19 protein-coding genes are annotated in these 16,957 nt (G+C 61.4%); 10 read left to right on the top strand and 9 right to left on the bottom strand.

Features of this window, described 5'->3' with window-relative positions:
- The first annotated feature begins 13 nt into the window (after positions 1–13).
- The 3 genes from ACPYOI_RS11215 to ACPYOI_RS11205 are packed head-to-tail and all read left to right on the top strand — an operon-like array spanning position 14 to position 4,862.
- Complete coding sequence (locus ACPYOI_RS11215; protein WP_481417819.1) at positions 14–1,312, top strand: M16 family metallopeptidase; 1,299 nt, start codon at positions 14–16, stop codon at positions 1,310–1,312.
- A 26-nt stretch (positions 1,313–1,338) separates the two neighbouring features.
- On the top strand, positions 1,339–1,953 hold the full coding sequence (locus tag ACPYOI_RS11210; protein WP_481417818.1) for a GNAT family N-acetyltransferase: 615 nt from the start codon (positions 1,339–1,341) through the stop codon (positions 1,951–1,953).
- Positions 1,950–4,862 (top strand): EAL domain-containing protein, encoded by a 2,913-nt coding sequence (locus ACPYOI_RS11205; protein ID WP_481417817.1) that lies wholly within the window; start codon positions 1,950–1,952, stop codon positions 4,860–4,862. The genes ACPYOI_RS11210 and ACPYOI_RS11205 overlap by 4 nt, the downstream gene beginning before the upstream one ends.
- 18 nt (positions 4,863–4,880) lie before the next feature.
- Here ACPYOI_RS11205 and ACPYOI_RS11200 read toward each other — a convergent pair whose 3' ends face one another.
- Positions 4,881–5,486 carry a YqgE/AlgH family protein gene (locus ACPYOI_RS11200; RefSeq protein WP_481417816.1) on the bottom strand — a complete coding sequence of 202 codons (606 nt, stop codon included), beginning with the start codon at positions 5,484–5,486 and terminating at the stop codon, positions 4,881–4,883.
- A 142-nt stretch (positions 5,487–5,628) separates the two neighbouring features.
- On the opposite strand from ACPYOI_RS11200, the gene ACPYOI_RS11195 reads away from it, so the two are divergent.
- The 5 genes from ACPYOI_RS11195 (at position 5,629) to ACPYOI_RS11175 (ending at position 9,803) form a co-directional block, all read left to right on the top strand.
- A complete protein-coding gene (locus tag ACPYOI_RS11195; protein WP_481417815.1) occupies positions 5,629–6,471 on the top strand; it encodes a protein-disulfide reductase DsbD domain-containing protein in 843 nt (280 codons plus the stop codon).
- 69 nt (positions 6,472–6,540) lie between these two features.
- Positions 6,541–7,026, top strand: coding sequence for a redoxin family protein (locus ACPYOI_RS11190; protein WP_481417814.1), 486 nt, complete (start codon positions 6,541–6,543; stop codon positions 7,024–7,026).
- A gap of 251 nt (positions 7,027–7,277) precedes the next feature.
- Positions 7,278–8,018, top strand: coding sequence for a metal ABC transporter ATP-binding protein (locus ACPYOI_RS11185; protein WP_481417813.1), 741 nt, complete (start codon positions 7,278–7,280; stop codon positions 8,016–8,018).
- Positions 8,015–8,887 (top strand): metal ABC transporter permease, encoded by an 873-nt coding sequence (locus ACPYOI_RS11180; RefSeq protein ID WP_481417812.1) that lies wholly within the window; start codon positions 8,015–8,017, stop codon positions 8,885–8,887. Before ACPYOI_RS11185 ends, ACPYOI_RS11180 begins: the two co-directional genes overlap by 4 nt.
- Positions 8,888–8,903: 16 nt before the next feature.
- On the top strand, positions 8,904–9,803 hold the full coding sequence (locus ACPYOI_RS11175; RefSeq protein ID WP_481417811.1) for a metal ABC transporter substrate-binding protein: 900 nt from the start codon (positions 8,904–8,906) through the stop codon (positions 9,801–9,803).
- Positions 9,804–9,837: 34 nt separating this feature from the next.
- Here ACPYOI_RS11175 and ACPYOI_RS11170 read toward each other — a convergent pair whose 3' ends face one another.
- Positions 9,838–10,146 carry a Dabb family protein gene (locus ACPYOI_RS11170; protein ID WP_168828643.1) on the bottom strand — a complete coding sequence of 103 codons (309 nt, stop codon included), beginning with the start codon at positions 10,144–10,146 and terminating at the stop codon, positions 9,838–9,840.
- 202 nt (positions 10,147–10,348) lie between these two features.
- On the opposite strand from ACPYOI_RS11170, the gene ACPYOI_RS11165 reads away from it, so the two are divergent.
- Positions 10,349–10,594: a DUF6894 family protein gene (locus ACPYOI_RS11165; RefSeq protein ID WP_168828642.1), complete on the top strand. Its 246-nt coding sequence runs from the start codon at positions 10,349–10,351 to the stop codon at positions 10,592–10,594.
- A gap of 45 nt (positions 10,595–10,639) precedes the next feature.
- Here ACPYOI_RS11165 and ACPYOI_RS11160 read toward each other — a convergent pair whose 3' ends face one another.
- The 6 genes from ACPYOI_RS11160 to ACPYOI_RS11135 all read right to left on the bottom strand — a co-directional run bounded on the left by ACPYOI_RS11160 (position 10,640) and on the right by ACPYOI_RS11135 (position 15,367).
- Positions 10,640–11,443: an endonuclease/exonuclease/phosphatase family protein gene (locus tag ACPYOI_RS11160; RefSeq protein WP_481422879.1), complete on the bottom strand. Its 804-nt coding sequence runs from the start codon at positions 11,441–11,443 to the stop codon at positions 10,640–10,642.
- A gap of 95 nt (positions 11,444–11,538) precedes the next feature.
- A complete protein-coding gene (rnhA, locus tag ACPYOI_RS11155) occupies positions 11,539–11,979 on the bottom strand; it encodes a ribonuclease HI (protein WP_481417810.1) in 441 nt (146 codons plus the stop codon).
- The gene (locus tag ACPYOI_RS11150) at positions 11,976–12,941 is read right to left on the bottom strand and encodes a homoserine kinase (RefSeq protein WP_481417809.1); all 966 of its coding nucleotides are present in this window, start codon (positions 12,939–12,941) and stop codon (positions 11,976–11,978) included. The genes rnhA and ACPYOI_RS11150 overlap by 4 nt, the downstream gene beginning before the upstream one ends.
- A gap of 230 nt (positions 12,942–13,171) precedes the next feature.
- Positions 13,172–14,173 carry a 4-hydroxy-3-methylbut-2-enyl diphosphate reductase gene (gene ispH, locus ACPYOI_RS11145; RefSeq protein WP_481417808.1) on the bottom strand — a complete coding sequence of 334 codons (1,002 nt, stop codon included), beginning with the start codon at positions 14,171–14,173 and terminating at the stop codon, positions 13,172–13,174.
- Between the two features lie 62 nt (positions 14,174–14,235).
- Entirely contained in the window at positions 14,236–14,991 is a 756-nt protein-coding gene (locus ACPYOI_RS11140; protein ID WP_481422867.1) for an SURF1 family protein, read from the bottom strand.
- Positions 14,984–15,367 carry a DUF983 domain-containing protein gene (locus tag ACPYOI_RS11135; protein WP_481417806.1) on the bottom strand — a complete coding sequence of 128 codons (384 nt, stop codon included), beginning with the start codon at positions 15,365–15,367 and terminating at the stop codon, positions 14,984–14,986. Before ACPYOI_RS11135 ends, ACPYOI_RS11140 begins: the two co-directional genes overlap by 8 nt.
- A 130-nt stretch (positions 15,368–15,497) precedes the next feature.
- Between ACPYOI_RS11135 and ACPYOI_RS11130 the strand changes: the two genes are divergently transcribed.
- Positions 15,498–16,139 carry a chloramphenicol phosphotransferase CPT family protein gene (locus ACPYOI_RS11130; protein ID WP_481417805.1) on the top strand — a complete coding sequence of 214 codons (642 nt, stop codon included), beginning with the start codon at positions 15,498–15,500 and terminating at the stop codon, positions 16,137–16,139.
- A 55-nt stretch (positions 16,140–16,194) separates the two neighbouring features.
- Here ACPYOI_RS11130 and ACPYOI_RS11125 read toward each other — a convergent pair.
- Positions 16,195–16,957 (bottom strand): cytochrome c oxidase subunit 3 (locus ACPYOI_RS11125; protein WP_481422866.1); only part of this gene is annotated, 763 nt, incomplete at its 5' end.

Genomic DNA, 16,957 nt, shown 5'->3' with positions numbered 1-16,957 from the left:
AGAAAGATAACCAATGACAGTAGAGTGCACCCGGCTCCCATCCGGGCTGACAGTAGTGACCCAAGCCATGCCGCATCTTGAAAGCGTCGCGCTGGGAGTTTGGATCAAATCGGGTTCGCGCAACGAGACGGCAGACGAGCATGGCATTGCCCACCTGCTCGAACACATGGCTTTCAAGGGTACTGCGCGCCGATCGGCCCGCGACATCGCCGAGGAAATCGAGGACGTCGGCGGTGAAGTGAACGCTGCGACCTCGACCGAAACGACGTCCTATTATGCCCGGGTGCTGAAGGATCACGTACCGCTGGCCGTCGATATCCTCGCCGACATCCTGACCGAGTCGGCATTCGACGAAGAGGAGCTCGAACGCGAGAAGCAGGTTATCCTGCAGGAGATCAACGCCGCGAACGACACGCCTGACGATGTCGTCTTCGACAAGTTTGCCGAAGCCGCCTATCGCAACCAGACGCTCGGCCGCCCCATCCTCGGCACGCATGAAACCGTCGTCTCGTTCTCGCCGCAGCAGATCCGCAACTATCTCAGCCGCAACTACACGACCGATCGCATGTTCGTCGTTGCCGCCGGCGCGATCGACCACGACGAAATCGTGCGGCTGGTGGAAACGCGCTTCGCCGGCCTGCCGACCGCACCAAGCGCTCCGCCGGTCATCGAGACCGCCCGTTATATCGGCGGCAACGTGCGCGAGACCCGCGACTTGATGGACGCGCAGATCCTCCTCGGCTTCGAGGGAAAGGCCTATCACGCCCGCGACTTCTACTGTTCGCAGATTCTTGCCAACATTCTCGGCGGCGGCATGTCCTCGCGTCTCTTCCAGGAAGTGCGCGAAATCCGGGGGCTCTGCTATTCGATCTACGCTTTCCACTGGGGTTTTTCCGACACCGGCATTTTCGGCATCCATGCGGCGACCGGCGGCGAGAACCTGCCGGAACTGGTGCCGGTCATCATCAACGAATTGCACAAGTCGGCCAGCACGATTGAGCAGAAGGAGATCGAGCGCGCCCGCGCGCAGATCCGCGCGCAGCTTATGATGGGGCAGGAAAGCCCGGCCGCCCGCGCCGGCCAGATCGCTCGCCAGATGATGCTCTACGGCGTGCCAATCTCCAATCAGGAGATGATGGAGCGGCTCGAAGGCATCACCGTCGAACGTCTTACGGACCTCGCCGGCCGTCTGTTCTTCGACAGGGTGCCCACGCTTTCGGCGATCGGCCCGCTCGAGCATCTTGCGCCAATGGAAGACATCGTCTCTTCGCTGTCGGCTCCCTTGCCGCAGTCCAAGACCGCAAGCCGCTGAGCCGCGCATCCTGCCGGGAGTGATCGATGCCAAAGTCGGTTTTTCGCTTCCTGTCGCGGCAGCCGGAGGCTGTGGAGCTTGAGAATGACCGCTATGCCCTGAGGCTTCCGCGCTATCAGGATTTCAACCAGTGGTACAAGCTGCGCTCGGCCAGCCGCAAGTTCCTTGAACCTTGGGAGCCCACATGGCGGCGCGACGAACTGACGGAGGGCGCCTTTCGGGCTCGCGTGATCCGCGGCAAGCAGGAATATGCCTCGGGCCAGGCAGTACCGCTTTTCCTGTTCTCGAAGCCGGACATGGAACTGCTTGGCGGCATTACGATCGGCTATATTCGCCGGGGCGCGGCGCAGAGCTGCATGATCGGCTACTGGATGGGCGAGAAACATGCCGGTCAGGGCCATATGTTCGCCGCACTTCAGTTGGTTATACCCTATATCTTCGCAGGGCTTGAGTTGCACCGTATCGAAGCAGCCTGTATTCCGGAAAATGCACGGAGCATTCGCCTGCTCGAAAAAGCCGGGTTTCGGCGGGAAGGCTATCTGCGCGGATACTTGAAAATCAACGGTCAGTGGCATGACCACGTGATGTTTTCACTGCTTGCCACCGACGCGGATACAGGCAGGAAAACCGACAGCCGATGACCACGAACCGCATGCTGCCCACATCGCCGTACGGCCGATTGATCGCGGTGATCGCAGCTCTTGTCCTGTCGGTACTGGCGCTGGCTGCAGGCGTCGCTCAGGCTGCGGAACCGGTAAAGATTTCCCGCGACGATACCGCGCTCGACCTTACCGCGACGACGGAAATCTACACCAATCAGGGCGAGGCCTTCCAGGTTTCGACGGCAGCGGGGGCCGATGGCATCCGCCGGCGCATCGAGGTGCGCGCCACCTCCGACAACCATCAGGGCGACTGGGCCGTCTTTGCGCTCGCCAATGTCTCGGAAGAGCAGCTTGACCGGGTCATCGTCGCTCCGCATTTCCGTCTGGTGAACTCCAAGCTTTTCTGGCCCGACCTCGGCTCCCAGCGCATCATGGCGATTACGCCGAGCGAGGGTTTTGCGCTCGACCGCCAGCCGAGCGACGAGGCCGACGTCTTCCGGATCACGCTGAACCCCGGCGCGGTCATCACTTTCGTGGCAGAACTTGCAACGCCCGAACTGCCGCAGATCTACCTGTGGGAGCCTGATGCCTACAAGGATACGATCAACGCGTTTACGCTCTACCGCGGCATCGTGCTCGGCATCGCCGGCCTTCTGGCCGTCTTCCTGACGATCCTTTTCGTCGTCAAGGGAACATCGATGCTGCCGGCGACAGCCGCGCTCGCCTGGGCGGTGCTCGGCTATATCTGCGTCGATTTCGGGTTCCTCGGCAAACTCGTCAGCATCGCTTCGGCGGACCAGCGAATATGGCGCGCCTGCGCGGAGGTGGCGCTGGCCTCGAGTTTCGTGATCTTCCTGTTCACCTACCTGAACTTGAACCGCTGGCACACGCATCTCGGCTACGCGACCCTTGCCTGGGTGCTGGGCCTTGCGCTGCTTTTCGGGGTGGCGATCTACGACCCGTCGATTGCGGCCGGTATCGCGCGGCTTTCCTTCGCGCTGACGGCAACGATGGGTCTCGTGCTGATCATCTATCTCGGCTTCAACCGCTACGACCGCGCGATCCTGCTGGTGCCCGCCTGGGCGCTGATCCTCGTCTGGATCTTCGGCGCTTGGCTAACGATCACCGGGCGGCTCGACAATGACATCATCCAGCCGGCGTTGGGCGGCGGTCTCGTGCTGATCGTGCTGCTGATCGGTTTTACCGTCATGCAGCACGCCTTTGCGGGCGGTGCCTTCCAGCAGGGGCTGTTTTCCGATCTCGAGCGGCAGTCTCTGGCCCTTACAGGTTCAGGCGACATGGTTTGGGATTGGGACGTGGCGCGCGACCGCGTCGTCACCATTCCGGATGTTTCCATCAAGCTCGGTCTTTCGCCCGGCACCATGCATGGCGCTGCCCGCAACTGGCTGCCCTGGCTGCATCCCGACGATCGCGACCGGTTCCGCGCCACGCTGGACGTGCTTCTCGAGCATCGCCGCGGACGGCTGAACCACGAGTTCCGCGTCCGCGCCGAGGACGGTCATTTCCATTGGCTTCTCATCCGCGCCCGGCCGGTGCTCGGCTCGAATGGCGAAATCATCCGGTGCGTCGGCACGATCGTCGATGTTACGGAGCAGAAGAACTCCGTCGAGCGACTCCTGCATGATGCCTTGCACGACAATCTCACCGGCTTGCCGAACCGCCAGCTCTTCATCGACCGCCTGCAGTCCGTGCTGACGCTCGCGCCCGGCGGCGATACGCTGCGGCCGACCGTGATGGTGATCGACATCGACCGGTACAAATTGGTGAACGATTCGCTGGGAATCGCCGCCGGCGACAACATTCTGATCGCGGTTACCCGCCGCCTGCGCCGCTTGCTGAAGCCCCAGGACACGCTGGCGCGCCTTGCCGGCGACCAGTTCGGGCTCATCCTCGTCTCGGAACGCGACCCGGCGAAGATCGCCGATTTTGCCGATGCGGTCAGCAAGGCAATCATGGTGCCGATCAACTTCGCCAATCGGGAAATCATACTGACGGCCTCGGTCGGCCTTGCCTCCTGGGTCGACCAGCAGGAAAACGCCGTGGGCATGCTGAGCGACGCGGAGCTGGCGATGTATCGCGCCAAGCGCGCCGGCGGAAACCGGGTCGAACCTTTCCGCCCCGCCTTCCGCGATTTCGGCGCCGACCGGCTGCAGCTCGAATCGGACCTCCGCCGCGCCATCGAGCGCAAGGAGCTGTCGATGGTCTATCAGCCCATCGCCCGGCTTGAGGATGTCGAGATTGCCGGATTCGAGGCGCTGATGCGCTGGGAGCACCCGAAGCGCGGCAACATCCCGCCCTCGGAATTCATTCCAATTGCCGAAGCTTCGGACCTCATCGGCCCGCTCGGCATGTTCGCGCTCGAACAGGCAACCAACGACTTCATGGCCTGGCAGCACCAGACCGGCGATCTGCCGATCTACGTCTCCATCAATCTGTCGAGCGTGCAGCTTCTCAACAACGAACTCTATGAGGATGTGCGTTCGGTTCTGTCCAAGACACATTGCGACCCGTCCCGCCTGAAGCTGGAACTGACGGAATCCATGGTCATGGAAAATCCCGAGCAGGCGCGCCTGGTGCTACAGAAGCTCAAGGAAGCGGGGCTCGGCCTCGCGCTCGACGACTTCGGCACGGGCTACTCGTCGCTTGCCTATCTCACCCGCTTCCCGTTCGACACCATCAAGCTCGACAAGGCGCTGGTTCGCGACAACAGCGACAAGAAGGCCATCGTCCTCCGGTCGGTCATTTCCATGGCGCGCGAGCTTGAGATGCAGGTCGTGGCCGAGGGGATCGAATCCAACGAGGACGCCATCGAGCTTGCCAAGATGGGCTGCCGCTATGGCCAGAGCTACCTTTTCGGCCCGCCGATGGCCGCCGATTCGGTTCTGCGCCTGCTGAAGGAACGCTTTCCGCTGACGAAGCGGGCTTAGGCCTCTCTACAGCGGATGCTAGGCGTGGCCGGCTTCGGCGGAGAGCATGGCGGCGGTAATGCCCATCCCTGCAAGGGCGCGCTCGTATTTGTCGTCGAGGCTGCGGTCGAAAATCAGCGCTTCGTTGGCCGCGCAGGTCAGCCAGCCGTTGCCGGCGACTTCCATTTCCAGCTGGCCGGCGCCCCAGGAGGAGTAACCGAGCATCATAGTCGCCCGCTTTGGCCCAGTGCCCTTGGAGATCGCGCGGATGATGTCCAGCGTCGCGGTCAGGCAGATATCGTCGCTGATCGGGATGCTGGAGTCGCTGATATAATCATCGGAATGGAGCACGAAACCGCGGCCGCTTTCCACCGGGCCGCCCGTCTGGATCGGGAAATTCAGGGCATGATCCGGCAGGACGATCGGCTCATGGTCCTTGATCATCTCGAGATGCAGCAGCACATCGGTGAAGGTGAGGCTCTGGGCCCGGTTGATCACGAAGCCCATGGCGCCGGCATCGGAATGGGCGCAGATATAGACGACCGTCCGGAAGAAGTTGCTGTCTTCCATACCGGGCATGGCAATGAGGAACTGTCCGTCAAAAAAGCCGCGTTCCCGTCTGTTTTTCAGCGTGGAAAAGGACATGTTGCCTCCTGCTGCCAGACCGCACCAATGGCCCCGACAAAATAAACATGGGGCAATGTCACATATCAATCAACTGAAAATGAAGAATTAAGTCGTCGCGGCTTCTGGCCGCGAAAGGCGATTTTCGATAAATGCTTGTTCCATGGCAATTATTTCTTCCAGGTTTCGCCTGCTTCTAAAGACGGCCATCTGCGGCGCCGCCCTGGCCGCCTCCTTCGGGATGGCGCATGCCGAGATGAGCGACTGGGTCGACAATGCCGGCGGCCGGATGCGCCTGATCGCATTGCCTCCGGACAGCGACGGCACCATGCGGGGAGCGCTGCAGATCGAACCGAAACCCGGCTGGATCACCTATTGGCGCGAGCCCGGCAACAGCGGCATACCACCGCAGATTTCCGTTGCGCCGGAGAGCGGCGTCACGCTGAAGGCGATCCGCTTTCCGGTGCCGAAGCATCTCTCCGACGGCAGGATCGACGACATCGCCTATGACGCCGCCGTTTCGCTGCCTCTGACATTTTCGGCAAAAGACGCCTCCGGCCCGCTCACCCTAAAAGCAAGCGCCTTCATCGGCATCTGCAAGGATATCTGCATCCCCTTCCAGGGCGAGTTCTCGCTCGCCATTGGGAGCGCCAACCAGTCACGGCCGGAAGAGGAAGCGATCCTGAAGAACGCCGAGGCATCGCTGCCGGAAAAACCTTCGTCACAGTTCAAGGTGACGTCCTACAAGGTTTCGGAGGATAAAAAGCAGCTCTGGCTGCAGATCGCCCTGCCCGCCGCTGGCGATACCGCGCCGGAGGTGATCCTCACCGGCCCCGCCGGTTATGTGTTCACCAAGAAGCTGATGAGCAAACGCGACGGGAAGACCTTCTCGACCGCTGTCGCGATCCACAAGCTGCCGAAGAACTATGAGATCAGCGGCAATAGCTGGAGCGCTCTCATCATTGACGGCGACCGCGCCATGGAGACGACGCTTGCCTTTGACTGACCGGCTTTTATAGTCGGTCCCGACCTCGCGGCAGCCCCCGCCGCTGCATCAAAACCAAGGAGAGCCCCCATGACTATCGCGATCGGCGACAAGCTTCCCGCCGCCACATTCAAGGAAAAGACAGCCGACGGCCCGGTCGAGGTTACGACCGATCAGCTCTTCAAGGGCAAGCGCGTCGTGCTTTTCGCTGTACCCGGCGCGTTCACGCCCACCTGCTCGCTGAACCATCTGCCGGGCTACCTCGAAAATCGCGATTCCATCCTTGCCAAGGGCGTCGACGATATCGCCGTACTTGCCGTCAACGACTGGCATGTCATGGGTGCCTGGGCACAACAATCAGGCGGCATGGGCAAGATCCACTTCCTTGCGGATTGGGATGCGGGCTTCACCAAGGCGCTCGGCCTGGATGCCGACCTTTCCGGCGGCGGCCTCGGCGTGCGCTCCAAGCGCTATTCGATGCTGGTGGAGGACGGCGTGGTCAAGTCGCTCAACGTCGAGGAAAGCCCCGGTCAGGCTACCGTCTCCGGCGCGGCCACGATGATGGAACAGCTCTGAGACGAGTTACCAAAGGGCGGCCGTCGAGCCGCCCTTTTTTTGTTGCGGCAGCCCTAGACGCCGCCGCGAAATTGCCGTAATCGTTATAACATAACTTGTAATGTTATTACATTTATAAGAGTGATGTCGATTATGAACAGATTCCATTTCGCTTCGGGTGTCCTCCGGCACTCCGCCGGATTCCGCGTCGCTTGCGTGGCTGTTGTCGTCGCGGCCCTCTGGGCAGCGATCCATTGGGCGGTTGTCCTGCCATGAGCGACCCGTTGATCAGGCTCGACAATCTCACCGTCGCCTATGAGCGTCACCCGGCAGTGCACCATGTTTCCGGAACCATTCATTCCGGCAGCCTGACGGCGATCGCCGGGCCCAACGGGGCCGGAAAATCGACGCTGCTGAAAGCCATCATGGGCGAGCTGCGGCCGGCCGAAGGGCGCATTTCCCACCAGCTCAAGCGGACGGATTTCGGCTACCTGCCGCAGGCTGCGGAGATCAACCGCCGCTTTCCGATCTCTGTCTTCGACGCGGTTCTGTTCGGCGCATGGCCAAATAGCGGCGCTTTCGGACGTGTCTCGAGCCAGGATACGGACAAGGCCCGCGCAGCACTTTCCGCCGTCGGGCTCGAAGGCTTCGAAAAGCGCCACATCGGCTCGCTGTCGGCCGGGCAGTTTCAACGCGTGCTTTTTGCCCGGCTGCTGCTGCAAGATGCCAAGGTGATACTGCTCGATGAGCCGTTCAACGCCATCGACGCCCGTACGACCAGGGACCTGCTGGAGATCGTCGCCCGCTGGCACGGCGACGGGCGGACCGTCGTTGCGGTGCTTCATGACTTCGATCAGGTGCGGGCGCACTTCCCCGAGACGCTGCTGATTGCCCGAACATTGATCGGTTGGGGACCGACCGGCGACGTGATGTCGCCGGCCAATCTTCTCAAGGCGCGCGCCATGGCCGAGCGTTGGGACGAGGATGCGCAAGCCTGCGAGCCCGCGGCATGACGGCTTACGACATCTTCCTTGCGCCCTTCGCCGATTTCGGCTTCATGCGCCGCGCGCTGGTGGCCTGCCTTTGCCTCAGCCTCGGCTCAGGCCCGATCGGCGTCTTCCTGATGCTGCGGCGCATGAGCCTGATGGGCGATGCGATGAGCCATGCCGTGCTGCCGGGGGCGGCGATCGGCTATCTCGTTGCGGGCTCGCTGTCGCTCACCGCCATGGGCATTGGTGGCCTTGTCGCCGGCCTCTCGGTCGCGCTGCTTTCGGGCTTCGTCAGCCGGACGACGGTACTGCAGGAGGATGCAAGCTTCGCAAGCTTCTATCTCGCCTCGCTTGCTCTCGGCGTGCTGATCGTGTCGCTGCGCGGATCGAACATCGATCTGCTGCATGTGCTCTTCGGCACCATCCTTGCGATCGACGCCCCGGCGCTTTTCCAGATCGGCACGATCTCCTCGGTGACGCTCGTCGTTCTTGCCGTCATCTACCGGCCGCTAGTTGCGGAATGCTTCGACCCGGGATTCCTGCGGGCCGTAGGCGGTCGAGGGCCGGTCTATCATGTGCTTTTCCTGCTGCTGGTCGTGCTCAACCTTGTCGCCAGTTTCCAGGCGCTCGGCACGCTGATGGCGGTCGGCCTGATGATGCTGCCGGCGGCAATCGCCCAGCTCTGGTCACGTAGCCTGCCGTCGATGATCGCAATCGCCGCGATCAGCGCCACCGCCTCCGGCTATGTCGGCCTGATTGCTTCCTACCATCTCGAGCTCGCCTCCGGCCCGACAATCATCATGACGGCGGCGGTGATCTACGGGCTGTCCATCTTCTTCGCGCCATCAGGCCTTGCCTGGCGCATCTTCCCCCGCCCGCATCTCAAGGGCTGACCTCAAGGAGACTTCAATGCTTGCCCCCAGACTGCTTCTGCCCGCGGCCCTTCCCGCGCTGCTCGCCTTCTCGGCCATGCCCGCCTCGGCGGAAACACTGAATGTCGTTGCCTCGTTTACCGTCCTCGCCGATGTCGTCAGCCAAGTGGGCGGCGACCATGTGAAGGTAACCACCCTAGTCGGGCCGAATGGCGATCCACACGAGTTCGAACCATCGCCCACCGACGCCAAGCACCTGAAGGCGGCGCAGGTGACCTTCGTCAGCGGCGAGGGCCTTGAGGGCTGGATGGACCGGCTGATTGCTGCCTCGGGCTACAAGGGAACGCCGGTCACCGTTTCCGATAGCGTCAATACCCGCACGATGGAAGAGGACGGGCAGACCGTGACCGATCCTCACGTCTGGAACAGCCCGGTCAACGTAAAAATCTGGGTCGCGAATATCGAGAAAGCCCTTTCAGCGGCCGATCCGGCGGATGCCGTAGCCTTCAAGGCGAATGCCGAGCGCTACACGAAGACGCTCGACAAGCTCGACGCCTATGCGCATTCGAAGTTCGACGCGGTTCCGGATGACCGGCGAAAGGTGCTGACCAGTCATGACGCCTTCGGCTACTTCGGCCGGGAATACAACGTCAGCTTCCTCGCACCCGTTGGCCTCTCGACGGAGACGGAAGCTTCCGCTGCCGACGTCGCCAAGCTCATCGAGCAGATCAAGGCCGAGCATGTGAAGACCTATTTCTTCGAAAACTCGAACGATCCGCGCCTTGTCAAGCAGGTCGCCAAGGCGACGGGCGCCGAACCCGGCGGCGAACTTTACGTCGAATCCCTTTCGGATGCGAAGGGCCCGGCGCCGACTTACGAAAAGATGTTTCGCTACAATGTCGACCAGATCGCCGCGGCCATGGCGAGGTCGAGCTGACCGACGAGAGGCCGCGGAGAGATCCGCGGCCCTCTCAGAGGCTGAGATCGAAGACGAGCAGGCCAGCTAGGCCTCCGTCGAGCGAGGATACGATTCGCTCACCGACGGCGACATGCTCGGGATGCACGAGATAGGCATCGCGTGCTTCGGCACTTTCGAAGGTCACCGCAAAACCATCGACGAAGCCGCCATGCAAGCCCTCCGGAGAGATGTTGGGTCCATGTTTGACATCGAGAATGCCTGGGATCACCTGCTTCAACGCGACCACCGATTCGAACAGCGCCTGCTTCTCCTCGCCCGTTGTCGCGGCCTTGAGCCGCAGCAATACGCAGTGCAGGATCATATTGTGGTCTCCGTAATTTCGTTGCCGGCACAATAGAGGGAATGAGGCCGAGAGCAAGGGAGGATCGCGGAGCGGTCGTATGTTGCCTGAATCGACGAAGTACCCACGGCCTCAAGCGATCACCGCCAAAAACACTGATATAGGGGTGCCGCGTGTACGCTTTCGGACCGGAACATTCAGCCCGACCGTTGGTTGAGAACTTATGCCGGTATTCTACTTTCACATCCGTAAAGGTGCGGACCTGATCGATGATCCAGATGGTTCGGAACTAGACGATCTGGTGGCGGCGATTGATGAAGCAAACGAAGATGCTCTTACGCTGATCGCAGAGCGAGTGGCGGCTGGAGAGATGATCGAGCCACACGTCATAGAAGTGACCGATGCTGACGGGTCAGTGCTGGCCGAGGTCCGTTTTCATGACGTCATCTTTAGCCTGATCGGCCGGTAAGCGCGGATGCATCGCCAGAACCGCCGACACATGCCCTGGCCGCGATTAATCAATTTCCAGCAGAAGCGCACGATGATCCGACACTTCCGGTTCCGCGACCACATCGAACCTGACGACGCCGACATCCGGTGTTACGAGCATGTAGTCCGCAAAGCGCCCCTCTTTGGCGTAGTACGATGTTCGCGTATCCGTAAAGCCACGGGAGGTGACCAGGTCGGCTAAGCCGAGTCTGCCGAGGGCTTCGAACATGACGCTTCCCGGCAGGACATTGAAGTCGCCGCAGACGACGAGGCGCTCGCTCTTGCGCCAGATGCGCTCAATCAGCTTGACCAACGCGTCAGCCTGGCCATGGCGGGCAGGCGTATCGCCCTTGCCGTTCATATCCCGCAGCCCGTGCAGCTGGGTGATGGTGACCGCAGACCCCGCCTCATAGTCGAAGAGGCGGATGGCGTGCGCGTTGCGCGCCCGCGGATGGGAGCCGTAGCCATCTTCGGAAAAGTCGCCATGCACGAAATCCATTGCGTGGCCGATCACCGCGTAGGACCGGCGCACGAAGGTCGCGAGACCGAATTCCGAAGGCACACTTTCATCGCCCTCGAAAAGTTCGCCTCTCGCCGTCGGGGCAAAAAAAGCGTCATGCATCGGCAGAGCAGCCCTGATCTCCTCGAAGAGGTTGGCGCGCTGGGGCAGGATATGGCTGCCGTCGCGATATTCCAGCCAGCCGCTCTTCACGGTCACGGAACGGGTGACTTCCTGCAGGCAAAGTACATCGGCCTCGACGGTGCTGAGATAGTCCATCAAAGGCCGATGCAGCTTGCCGCCCCAGGCATTCAACGAGACAATCCGCACGACATCCCCTCTCGTGTTCCGCACGAAGGCGTTTCCCGACTGATTCATGGAAACGCCTCATGTGTTTGTTTCTACGAAATTTTGGTAGGGAAGTTCTAGCGTTTCTTGAAGGGCGCCATTCCCATGCGGGCGAGCTCATCGGCCCGCTCGTTTTCCGGATGGCCGGCGTGGCCCTTGATCCAGTGCAGCGTCACCTTGTGCTTGTTGCGCTCTTCCTCCAGCGCCTGCCACAGTTCGGCATTCTTCACTGGCTTCTTGTCGGCGGTTTTCCAGCCATTCTTCTTCCAGCCGAAAATCCACTTGGAAATGCCGTCCTTGACATAGGCGCTGTCGGTATAAAGATCGACCTCGCAGGGCTGCCTCAATGCCCCCAGCGCGGAAATCGCAGCCATCAGTTCCATGCGGTTGTTGGTTGTTTCCGGCTCGCCGCCGGAAAGCTCCTTTTCGACGTCGCCGTAACGCAGGATCGCGCCCCAGCCGCCGGGGCCGGGATTGCCAGAGCAGGCGCCGTCCGTGAAGATATCGACGTGCTTCATGCCGACAGCCCGTATTCGGCGGCCGATGCGATCTGGCGGTGGAAGCGCAGCTTCCGCAGATATTCCAGCGGGTCCTTCTTGGTGACCATCGCGCCCTCCGGCGTCGTCAACCAGTCGTACAGGCGGGTCAGGAAGAACCGGAGCGCGGAACCGCGCGCGAGAATCGGGAGGGCGATAAGCTCGGCAGGGCTGAGCGGCCGCACGCTCTGATAGCCTTCCAGCATCGCCGTGCCCTTGGTGATGTTATAGGCGCCGTCCTTCTCGAAGCACCAGGCATTGAGGCAGATCGAGACGTCGTAGGCGAGCAGATCGTTGCAGGCGAAATAGAAATCGATCAGGCCGGAGAGTTCGGCGCCGAGGAAAAAGACGTTGTCCGGAAAGAGATCGGCGTGGATGACGCCGGCCGGCAGCTCCTTTGGCCAGTTGGCGGACAGGAAATCGATCTCGCCACGGATTTCGGCGGACAGACCCTTCTCGACCTCGTCGGCACGCGCCTCGGACTTGTCCCAAAGCACTTTCCAGCCTTCAAGTGAAAGTGCATTCGGGCGCTTCAGCTCAAAACCCTCCCCCGCGACATGCATCTTCGCCAAGGCCTTGCCGACTTCCCGGCAATGCTTTGCTTCCGGCTTTCTCAGCCACATGCCCTCGAGAAAGGAAATGAGAGCCGCAGGACGATCCGAAAGCCTGCCGAGCAGCGCGCCGTCCTTGCGCGGCAGCGGCAGCGGACAGGACAGGCCGCGGTCGGCCAGATGATGCATCAGCCCGAGGAAGAAAGGCAGGTCGTTTCTTTCAACGCGCTTTTCGTAAAGCGTCAGGATCAGCGGATCCTTCGAGGTGTGCAGCAGGAAATTCGAGTTCTCGACGCCCTCGGCGATCCCCTTGTAGGATAGCAGCTCGCCGGTATTGTATTCCGTCAGGAACCACTTCAGATCGTCTTCGGAAATATCGGTGTAAACGGCCAAGGTGCGGTCTCACAATCGGTGGGCACTAGAAGGTGGGCGTCTCGACGGCTTCCCGTTGTCCCTCATTCCGGTGCTTGTCACAGGAATCCAGCCACGGCGCGTCTGCGCCGTGAATAAAGCGATAAGCGCCCGCTAATCAAGAGTCTTTCGTGCCCAAGGACTTGGGCACACTGGATTCCTGTGACAAGCACAGGAATGAGGGAGTTCCTGATGTACGCTCTTCCTCTAGCTCAACCGTTGACGAAAGCCATGTCGGCCGCCGTCAGTTCGATGCTGCGCAGTTCCCGGTTGACGAGGAAATGCTCGTTTTCCTGGACGGTTTCGGCCAGCTCGACCTTGGCATCAAAACGCGTGCGGAAGGCCTCTATGATCTCGTTGACGATCACTTCCGGCGCGGAGGCGCCGGCGGAAAGGCCCAGCGTCGAAATCGGGCCGATCTCGTCCCAGTCGAGTTCGGCGGCGCGCTGCACCAGGATCGACTTCTTTGCCCCTGCCCTCAGCGCGACCTCGACAAGGCGCTTGGAATTCGAGGAGTTCGGCGCGCCGACGATGATGAAGAGGTCGCAGCCGGGTGCTGCCTGCTTCACGACTTCCTGGCGATTGGTCGTCGCGTAGCAGATGGAATCGGCGGCAGGCGCCGTCAGATTCGGAAAACGCTGTTCGAGGCGTGCAATTACCCCTGCCGTGTCATCCACCGAGAGCGTGGTCTGGGTTACATAGCCGAGGTTGTCGGGATCGGCGGGCTGGTAGGAATCGGCATCTTCAACCGTCTCGATCAGCGAGACAGAGCCTTCGGGAAGCTGTCCCATCGTGCCGACGACTTCCGGATGGCCGGCATGGCCAATCAGCACGACATGACGGCCAAGGCGGTTATGCCGCATCGCCTGCTTGTGGACCTTGGAGACCAGCGGGCAAGTCGCATCGAGATAGAAAAGATTGCGGGCGTTTGCATCTTCCGGAACGGACTTCGGAACGCCGTGCGCGGAAAAGACGACCGGCTGGGCGCGGTGCTCCGGCGGAATTTCGTCCAGCTCCTCGACAAAGACCGCGCCCTTGGCCTCCAATCCCTCGACCACATAGCGGTTATGCACGATCTCGTGGCGGACATAGACGGGCGCGCCGTAGGCCTTCAGCGCCAGCACGACAATCTGGATCGCTCGGTCGACGCCGGCGCAGAAGCCACGCGGGCCGCAAAGCCTGATCGTCAAAGGAGGTTTCGCTGCAATGTTCATCTTACGTCCGGTATCCATCGTCTCGGGTGTCTAGCCCAATATAAGAGGGAATTGAAGCGATACTATTGCGAGGCCGGCGTGCCGCCTTTGCGGAACCACGCGATCGCGACAACGGCGACCAGCGCTGCCGCCAACCCGTACCAGGTGAAGGCATATTGCAGGTGGTTGTTGGGCAAGTCGATCTCGGTGACGCCACCGACGGGCAAACCGCCTGGGTTTAGCGTCGAATCGGCATCTACGAAGAACGGCACGACACTTCCTTTGTCGAGGGCCGTGCTCGCGGCCATCACATCGAGGTCCTTCCAGTAGAAGATGTTCTTGGCGACATCGTTTTCCGGCACGAGTGAGGAAGGCTTCCCCGGCAGCTTGTTGCGCGCCAGGCCGGTGACAGTCTGCACGCCCGTCACCTGCCCCTGCATCCGCTTTTCCGGCGCCTTGCTCTCATAGGGAACGAAGCCCCGATTGACGAAAAGGTAGCGACCGTCGGCAAGCTGCAGCGGGGTATAGACGAAGTAGCCGGTCTCGCCGTGCCAGGTCGCGAAGAAGTGGCGCTCCTTGTCATGCACATAGTGGCCGGACACAGTAACGGGGCGGTATTCTATGTCTTCCCCCGATGCGAGCATCTGCTCGATATCGGCAAGCGCCACCGGCGCCGACCCGCGGCGCGCCGCGATATCGGCGATCAGGCCTTCCTTCCAGTGCAGGCGCTCCACCTGCCAGGTGCCGAGCGAAATCAGGATGGCCAGCGCAATCAGCACCGCAAAGCCGGTGAAGACCGGCAGCTTGCGGCGGGCGGCCGCTGTCTGGATGTCAGTCACGGGAAATGCGTCCTTCACGAGCATTGTGGCGGTACTGCATGGCGATCAGGATGCCCTTGCACCAGCGCAGCGCCAGCAGTGAAAGCACGATCGTCAACGGGGCGAAAAGCAGAATGTGCAGCCAGATCGGCGGCGAATAGTTCACCTCCAGCCAGAGCACCATGCCGATGATGATGAAGCCGACGATGAGAATGACGAAAACCGCGGGGCCGTCGCCCGAATCGGCAAAACCATAATCGAGACCGCAGGCGGCGCAGCGCGGTTTCAGCGAGAGCACGCCAGAAAACAATTTTCCCTGTCCGCAGCGCGGGCAGCAGCCTTTGAAGCCGGTTTTAACCGGATCGACGGGAGGGAAATGGGCTGTGTCTTCGCTCATGCTACTCCTTTCGGGCACAGTGTCTTTTTTCGACCGTGCCTTAAGTCTCCCATAAAGCATCCCCAGGACGAAAGGAAATTACCTGCGCGATTCGCTGTTCGATTCCGCGCCAAGCAGAAGAAGAACACTGATGAACACCGATAGCTATGCCGGGCAGATCGTGATCCTGAACGGCGCGCCGCGGAGCGGCAAGACAACGATCGCAAGAACCATTCAGCAGGAGCTCGACGGGCCGTGGATGAACCTCGGCGTCGATACCTATAACGGCATGACGCCGGAACGTTACCTGCCGGGCATAGGCCTTCGCCCCGGCGGCGAGCGTCCCGATCTGGAGGAATGGGTGCCGTTTTTCTATGCGGCGCTCTACGAGTCGATCGCCATCCATGCCGGACTGGGACTGAATATCGTCGCCGATCTTGGGCATCACGAAGCCTATTCGCAGCCGCTCGGCATTCTGACCGACTGCGCCCGCCGGCTCGAAGGCTTCCCGGTGCTTTTCGTCGGCGTACATTGCCCGTTGGACGTGATCATGCAGCGCCGCAACATCGACGAACCCGAGCGTGAGGATCTATACGAAAAGGGCAGTGGCGAGGAACCAATTCCGGACGCTGTGCGGCGCTGGCAGGAGGAGGTGCACAAGCCGGGCATCTACGATCTCGAGCTCGATACGTCGGTCCTGACGCCGCACGAATGCGCCGAAGCCATCCGGCAGCAGCTCGATCTCGGAATTCCCGAACCCTCCGCCTTCGAACGGATCGCCGCTTCAAGGTGAGCCACAAAAAAGCGGGCGCCGATGGCACCCGCTTTTCTGTTTCTCTTTCAATCCATCAGCCTGCTGCGACCGGTGCGCCCCAGCTGCCCCAGACGTAGATGCAGAAGAACAGGAAGAGCCAGACCACGTCGACGAAATGCCAGTACCAGGCGGCGGCTTCGAGGCCGAAATGCTGCTTCGGCGTGAAGTCGCCACGGATTGCCCGGAGCAGGCAGACCAGCAGGAAGATGGTGCCGATCTGCACGTGGAAACCATGGAAGCCAGTCGCCATGAAGAAAGTGGCGCCGTAGATCGAGTTCTTGAAGGCAAACGGCGCATGGAGGTACTCGAACGCCTGAACGCCAGAGAACAGCGCTCCGAGCAGAACGGTGAGCGTCAGCCCCTGAATGAGCCCCTTGCGGTCGTTGTGCAGGAGGGCGTGGTGGGCCCAGGTGACCGTCGTGCCGGAGAGCAGCAGGATGACGGTGTTGTAGATCGGCAGGTGCCAGGGATCGAGAACCTCGATGCCCTTCGGCGGCCACTGGCCACCGGTGAAGGCGACGCGCGAGGCCTGGATGGCTTCATTCGGAAAGAGGCTCGCGTCGAAATAGGCCCAGAACCAGGCCACGAAGAACATCACTTCCGAAGCGATGAACATGATCATGCCGTAGCGCAGGTGCAGCGACACGACGCGGGTATGCGCGCCCTCGTGGGCTTCCTTCACGGTGTCGGCCCACCAGCCATACATGACGTAAAGGATCAGCGCGAGGCCGATGAAGAACAGCCAGGGCTGAGCCCATTCGATGCCGAAAAGGTGCAGCGACCCGCCATTCAGAAAG

It is taken from the genome of Rhizobium sp. SVR5-2C (assembly GCF_056755115.1).
This window is presented reverse-complemented; position numbering and strand designations above follow the sequence as displayed.